Source organism: Microcystis sp. LEGE 08355 (assembly GCF_015207185.1).
Lineage (GTDB): Bacteria > Cyanobacteriota > Cyanobacteriia > Cyanobacteriales > Microcystaceae > Microcystis > Microcystis panniformis.
In genome coordinates this window covers 1-6359 of the sequence record NZ_JADEXI010000254.1, presented here as the reverse complement: position 1 = coordinate 6359, position 6359 = coordinate 1, and the positions used below count along the sequence as shown (strand labels likewise).

The following is a 6359-nucleotide window of genomic DNA, read 5'->3' as shown; positions in this document are numbered from 1 at the left end:
TGTATAAGAGAAAGGATTTTTCAGTGAGCAGTGAACAGTAAACAGTAATCAGTGAAAAGAAAGTTCCGAAGTTTTCACCTAACACTATATACTGAAAACTGCAATCCGATAACTGATAACTGATAACTGATAACTGATAACTGATTGTCAAGCACAATTAACTAATTGTTACTTTCTATTTCTTTTTTTTCTCCTAAAGCTTTTTTGAGACTTTTTACCTCTTTGCGTAATTCATAGATAGTCCGATGAATTTCATCGACTTCGCTGCGGGTAGGCAGATTCATTGAGCGCAGGTAAATTTCCATTAAATCCTGCTGTTTGAGGCGATAATCATTGAGGGAATTAATAAATTTTCCCCTTACTTTTAGGTTTTCTGGTTGACAAAAAGCCTTTTCAAAAATATCATCAGCGACGACACTCCACAGATCTTGAAATTCTCGCCAATCCTTGACAGGCTGACCTTTTTCTGCTAGGAAAACTAATTTTTTAGTTAAAGCTTCAAAGGATTTAACTTGAATATCAGCCAGCACAATTTGATAGTTAATACTAGCCTGATAAAGAATGCGCCAAGTTTCAAAACTATCGAGTAATTTGCGGTTAAATTCTCGCGGCAATCCCAATAAAGGCATCTGTAACCATTGGCCAAAAGTTTCATCATAAAACTTCTGCCAATAGATATTATTGAGTTCGATCAAAGAAGAAGTATTACCTAACCAAGCTTTGGTTATTGTGTCATTTGACAGCACCAAAGGATCGAACCATAAATGATTGAGACTTTGCAATTGTTGCAGGTAAATTGTCCATAGTTGACTGACATCTTGACTACTTTGGGAAGTGGTAGTAGTAAAACTATTCAGTTGACCGCGCATCTGTTGGGTATAATTATTTAAAATTGTTTGCCAGTCTTCTCCTGTTTGCATTTTCGGAAAGATACTTTCCCAAGCTTCCATCGATAATTTTAGGAATTTGATCAATAAATCCCGATTATCAAAATAGCGCTGGGTTGCCTCTTGTAATTCTGGTTTAATATTGCCCATAGGAGTCGGTATCGCTCCCATCATATCAAACCAACTTGACCACATTTTTGCCCCGGTTTCTGTCCAAAGATTGACGTAATCGGTGGCCATCTCACTCCAAGCTTGTGTCGGTTTATCCATTATTTTTGCCCTTTTCCTTTAACGCTGATTTCGCTAATTTACTAACCCATCCTACACCCGATAACTAATAACTGATAAGTCATATTTTTCCAGACTTGGCAATTTTTGCTAGTAATCTTAACGCTTCATTGACTGAGGCTGAATCTTGAAAAATTTCCGCCACATCGGGATCGAGAATTATCACATTACTAGCCTGTCGATAAGCTTGATAATATTTGCCACGAATACCACTGGAAAAGTCATATTCAGACCTCATCTCGTCACTAACCGTTTCTTCAAACTCCTGATTCATAATTTTTTCTCTCCTGTTTACTAGCTAAACGGGCGCTAATTAAGCGAATCTCATTTTCTCTTTCTGTATGGGATATGACTAACAGCTTTTGTGATTTTGACTGTCCTATCGTCAGAAAACGAAACTCACCCACTGAATGATCGGGATCGAAAATCGTCACGGCCAATGGGTCCCCAAATACGGTCACTGTTTCTTCAAAAGATATACTATGTTTTTTAATGTTGTTATTTGCCTTGTCTTGATCCCATTGAAATTTCATATATTTATGCTACTATCAAGCAACTTAGCAGGGACAATAACAAACACATTTTCCATCTTTGAATTAGATAACTGATAACTCACCCACTGATAACTGATAACTGATAACTGATTAGGTGTGATGGGCCCCATTAACTCTGAGGACTTCTCCAGAGACATAACTGCTGGCAACAGGAGAGAGTAAATAGGCAGTTGCCCAGGCGATATCTGCGGGTTCACCGAAGCGACGACAGGGAATTTCGGCGGTGATTTTATCGCGAACTTTATCGGGAATCGCTAAAGTCATTTCCGTGTTAATAAACCCTGGTGCGATCGCATTGGCGCGAATATTATAACGGGCAGCTTCTCGCGCTAAGGATTTGACTAAACCGATAACTGCCGCTTTTGTGGCCGCGTAATTAGTTTGGCCGGCATTACCACGATCACCAGAAATAGAACTAATACAAACGATCGATCCCGCTTGTCGTTCGTACATTCCCTCAATAAACGGTTTAATCGTGTGATTAACCCCTTTTAAGTTGACATTAATCACTAAATCCCAATCTAGCGGCGTTAATTTAGGGAAAAAGTTATCTCTGGTAATCCCCGCGTTAGCGACGATACCGTAAACCGGTCCCAATTCCGCTTCAATTTGTTTAGCTGCCGCTTCCATGGATTCCAACTTAGTCACGTCGGCGACAATGCCTAAACCCTGGGGATTATCGGCGACTAAATCCGTGTAGGCCACCTTGGCCCCCAAATCTATCAAAAGAGAGACAATAGCCGCCCCAATGCCTCGATTTCCGCCCGTAACGACGATAACTTTCTCCTCTAGTCCCAGAGATACCATAGCTTTTTCCTCCTAAACTCTTTCAATTGCGATCGCTGTTCCGCCACCGGTCCCATGACAGATGGCCCCCATACCGAGGGTTTTATCCTGTACTTTCAACGCGTTAATTAACGTCACCAGAATCCGCGCTCCGGAAGCGCCGATGGGATGACCTAATGCGATCGCACCACCGTGAACGTTTTGTTTTTCCCTCGCTAACCCCAGATCCATCTCAAACAGGAGATTATTTAAGGCAAAAGCTTCGTTATTTTCCACTAAATCGAAATCTTCGATCGTTTTATCTAAAGATGCCAGTAATTTTTTCACCGCCGGGACGGTGGCTTCCGGGAAGCGATCGGTTTTTCCGGCAGCCACAGCGCCGCCAAGGATTTTGGCAATTGGTTTTAAACCGTACTGATCCACAGCTTTTTGACTGGCTAAAAGGATAGCGGCGGCCCCATCGGAAATCTGACTACTATTCCCCGCGGTTAAAACTCCCGACGGATTAAAAGCCGGCCGCAGTTTTCCTAAACCTTCCGGGGTACTATCGGAACGAATACCCTCATCTTGAGCGATAATTGTGGAACCTTTCTTAGATTTAAGCTCAATTGGCACGATTTCACCGTTAAACCAGCCTTTTTCTGTGGCTGTGGCCGCTCTTTGGTGGGATAAAGCGGCAATTTCATCTAATGCTTGCCGAGAGACACCGCGATCGAGACAGAGGCGATCAACTTGGGAACCCATAACCTCAGTCGTGGTAGCATCGGTTAAGCCATCGTGGAGTAATAGGTCGGTTAATTGTTCCGGCGCACCCATGAGGAATTTATAACCCCACCGGGCCCGATGGGAGAGAAAAAAGCCAGTTTGGGACATGGATTCAATGCCACCGGCGAGGACGAGATCCGCTTCTCCAGCGCGAATTGAGGTGGCAGCGTTACTAACGGCAATCATTCCCGAAGAACAAACCATATCCACCCGATATCCGTCCACGCTTACGGGAATTCCCGCTTTAATCGCCGCTTGCCGGGGAATTAACTGACCATGACCCGCTCCCAAAACATTGCCGAAAATGTACAAATCTAGGGCTTCTGGGGGCAAATTAGCGATTTCTAGGGCGTATTTCATCACTGTTGCCCCTAAATCCGCCGGGGATAATCCGATTAATCCCCCACCAAAACGACCAATTGGAGTCCGGACAGCGGCCACGATATAAACTTCTTGCATAGACTTCTCTCTATTGGGAAGCGAAGATACTAGATAGAATTTACTTAAGAATATCGAGTCCGAAAAGATCAAAATCCCAATTGACTGTCATTGGTTACAAGTTCCTGGCCTCGATGCCTTGAGTTTTTGTCTATCTACCCTCGATTTTGCAACAGATTTTCTGTGTCAGAAGATATATTCATTAGAATTTAACTTTTCCGGCAGCAATCCCCTTTTTTTATGGATTTAGTCAAGCGCCTAGTTTTTATCGGTGGTGGACATAGTCATGCGATCGCTCTTCGTCTTTGGGGGCAATCACCCCTAAAAAACGTTCAATTAACTTTAATTAGCGATGTCACCCATACCCCCTATTCGGGAATGTTACCGGGCCACATCGCCGGTTTTTATGATTTTGCCGAGACTCATATCGATTTACCTTCTCTAGCTAGGTATTCTCAAGCACAATTCTGTTTAGACAAGGCTGTCTTCATAGATACGGAAAAATGTCAAGTAACTTGTAATAATTCTTTACAGATTCCCTTTGATTATCTCTCGCTCGATATCGGCAGCATTCCGGCAGTAGATAATGTTATCAGTGCGAAAGAGTACGCTATTCCCGCCAAACCAGTACCGATTTTTCGGGAAGGATGGCAAGAAATCTTGAAAAAAGCGGTTAGTAACCCCAATAATACTCTAAATATCGTCATTGTTGGTGGTGGCGCAGGCGGGGTAGAATTAGCTTTAAATATGCAGTCCCGTTTGGCCAAAATTCTCAACTCTAGCAGTAATTTGAATTTATCTCTAATTCATCGAGGAAAAAAACTCCTACCAGCCCATAATAATTGGGTCGGTCAACGTTTAGAGAATATTTGTCAACAAAGGGGAATTAGATTATATTTATCAACGGATGTGACGGCAGTGCAAGCAGATCAGATTATCTGTTCATCGGGGTTAGTTTTACCGATGGATTATACAATTTGGGTAACGACTGCCTCGGCCCCTAGTTGGATTAAAGCGTCAGGATTACTGACAGATGAAAAAGGGTTTATTTTAGTGAATAATTATCTGCAATCTCTTTCCCATCCCCATATTTTTGCCGTGGGAGATATTGCCACGATTCCAGATTATCCCCGTCCGAAAGCGGGAGTTTTTGCCGTCCGACAAGGTAAACCCCTGTTCGATAATTTAGTCAGAATTCTGCAAAATCAGCCCCTAAAACCCTATTTTCCCCAGAAAAATTATCTGAGTTTAATCGGGACCGGAGACCAAGATGCGATCGCATCTTGGGGCGGTTTCGGATGTCAATCACCGTTATTATGGTTATGGAAAGATCGGATCGATCGAGCTTTTATGAAACAGTTTAAGCTGTAATCAATAAGTAGGTAGGTGTTAAAAATTATCAGACACCCCCTTTATCAAGGGGGGATTAAGGGGGGATCAGAGGCAAAATTGCTGATTATCGTCCAATAACACCGAGTTATTGTCAAGGCCGTTGGGAGTAAAATCTGATTTGGGAATCCCACAACCTGATAAAGTAAAAATCGTCCCGATACCTTGACTGGTCAAGGGAGAGAACGTCAATAGTTTGTTAAATAGTACATATAAACCAATGCCACGTCTTCGCTCGATTATTTCCCTAGTTTTAGTCCTAGTTACTACCCTGCTGGTTAGCTGCAGTGGTCCCCAAGCAACTATCCCCACCGTTTACAGTCCGCAAAAAATCGAACAGTTACAGGTTTACATCCAACCCATAGAAGGATTTCGCGAAAAAATGAGCGTTTTGCAAGACCTCATCGCTGACAAAAATTGGGTAGATACTCGCACCTATATCCACGGTCCTTTGGGGCAATTGCGTCAGGAAATGGTAGGATTATCCCGTAATTTACTGCCCAAAGACCAAGAAAAAGCCAAGCAGTTAGCGAAAAATCTTTTCGTTCACTTTGAACGTATCGATGCGGCAGCCAAAGAAAAAGATGCTAGTCTTGCTGCTAATCAATTCCAAGAAGCATTAAAAGACTTCGATGCTTTCTTAAATATTGTTCCTAGTTAGTTTTTATCAGTGATCAGTTATCAGTGATCAGTTATCAGTGATCAGTTATCAGCTTTTTTAAAAAATCTCCGGCTTTTTGCCTAGAGATTGTTGTCAGAGAGAAGCACACAAAAACTTTTTTTCTTATTTATAGCAGCAAATTTTACCCCCCCGCAAGGGCAAGGATGATATTAGTTAAACTGAGCAAGCTTGCACTCAAATCATCAAACCCTGATGCTGAAAAACCTTCCAGAAAAAATTTTTCTTTTAGGGTAGGGGGTAGGGGTAAATTTTCCTTCAGGTTCGGGTTTATTGAGGAGTAGGGACAAGAAACAATGTCCTCAAAAACACGGTTAAGTACCTAAGCAAAATTAATTACACATCTAAGCTCTCAGCCGTCAGCCTTTTGCTGATGTGAGTAAACAGTGAACTGAAAACTCAAATCCGATCCCTGATAGCTGTCTCGGAGTCTCGGAGTCTCGGAGTCTCGGAGTCTCGACTAGGAAATTAATTTTGCACGACTACTTATCGCTCTTCTGGGAGTCTGGCAAAAGTCTTACAGTCTCTAAACCCTAGCTCTCTTATGGGGTAAGCCTTCAAGCTATCGCTAAC

The 6359-nt window shown here is 42.4% G+C and carries 7 protein-coding genes; 2 read left to right on the top strand and 5 right to left on the bottom strand.

Annotation, left to right across the window (positions count from 1 at the left end):
- Nucleotides 1–161 precede the first annotated feature (161 nt).
- The 5 genes from phaE to IQ242_RS13680 form a co-directional block, all read right to left on the bottom strand.
- Nucleotides 162–1157 (bottom strand): class III poly(R)-hydroxyalkanoic acid synthase subunit PhaE, encoded by a 996-nt coding sequence (gene phaE / locus IQ242_RS13700; RefSeq protein ID WP_193960342.1) that lies wholly within the window; start codon nucleotides 1155–1157, stop codon nucleotides 162–164.
- Nucleotides 1158–1236: 79 nt separating this feature from the next.
- The gene (locus IQ242_RS13695) at nucleotides 1237–1449 is read right to left on the bottom strand and encodes a hypothetical protein (protein WP_193960341.1); all 213 of its coding nucleotides are present in this window, start codon (nucleotides 1447–1449) and stop codon (nucleotides 1237–1239) included.
- Nucleotides 1433–1708 (bottom strand): BrnT family toxin, encoded by a 276-nt coding sequence (locus IQ242_RS13690; RefSeq protein WP_193960340.1) that lies wholly within the window; start codon nucleotides 1706–1708, stop codon nucleotides 1433–1435. The genes IQ242_RS13695 and IQ242_RS13690 overlap by 17 nt, the downstream gene beginning before the upstream one ends.
- 111 nt (nucleotides 1709–1819) lie before the next feature.
- Nucleotides 1820–2536, bottom strand: coding sequence for an acetoacetyl-CoA reductase PhaB (phaB, locus tag IQ242_RS13685; RefSeq protein ID WP_151696289.1), 717 nt, complete (start codon nucleotides 2534–2536; stop codon nucleotides 1820–1822).
- Between the two features lie 12 nt (nucleotides 2537–2548).
- Entirely contained in the window at nucleotides 2549–3739 is a 1191-nt protein-coding gene (locus IQ242_RS13680) for a thiolase family protein (protein ID WP_193960339.1), read from the bottom strand.
- A 219-nt stretch (nucleotides 3740–3958) separates the two neighbouring features.
- Here IQ242_RS13680 and IQ242_RS13675 point away from each other — a divergent pair, with 219 nt between their 5' ends.
- Together IQ242_RS13675 and psbQ are read left to right on the top strand one after the other, a co-directional pair.
- Entirely contained in the window at nucleotides 3959–5089 is a 1131-nt protein-coding gene (locus IQ242_RS13675; RefSeq protein ID WP_193960338.1) for an FAD-dependent oxidoreductase, read from the top strand.
- 238 nt (nucleotides 5090–5327) lie between these two features.
- On the top strand, nucleotides 5328–5768 hold the full coding sequence (gene psbQ, locus IQ242_RS13670; RefSeq protein WP_045360899.1) for a photosystem II protein PsbQ: 441 nt from the start codon (nucleotides 5328–5330) through the stop codon (nucleotides 5766–5768).
- Nucleotides 5769–6359 lie beyond the last annotated feature (591 nt).

What these genes read in the sequence shown, in the direction of transcription:
- phaE (WP_193960342.1), bottom strand. Translation starts at nt 1,157, where the DNA reads ATGGATAAACCGACACAAGCTTGGAGTGAGATGGCCACCGATTACGTC.
- psbQ (WP_045360899.1), top strand. Translation starts at nt 5,328, where the DNA reads ATGCCACGTCTTCGCTCGATTATTTCCCTAGTTTTAGTCCTAGTTACT.
- IQ242_RS13675 (WP_193960338.1), top strand. Translation starts at nt 3,959, where the DNA reads ATGGATTTAGTCAAGCGCCTAGTTTTTATCGGTGGTGGACATAGTCAT.
- IQ242_RS13695 (WP_193960341.1), bottom strand. Translation starts at nt 1,449, where the DNA reads ATGAATCAGGAGTTTGAAGAAACGGTTAGTGACGAGATGAGGTCTGAA.
- IQ242_RS13690 (WP_193960340.1), bottom strand. Translation starts at nt 1,708, where the DNA reads ATGAAATTTCAATGGGATCAAGACAAGGCAAATAACAACATTAAAAAA.
- phaB (WP_151696289.1), bottom strand. Translation starts at nt 2,536, where the DNA reads ATGGTATCTCTGGGACTAGAGGAGAAAGTTATCGTCGTTACGGGCGGA.
- IQ242_RS13680 (WP_193960339.1), bottom strand. Translation starts at nt 3,739, where the DNA reads ATGCAAGAAGTTTATATCGTGGCCGCTGTCCGGACTCCAATTGGTCGT.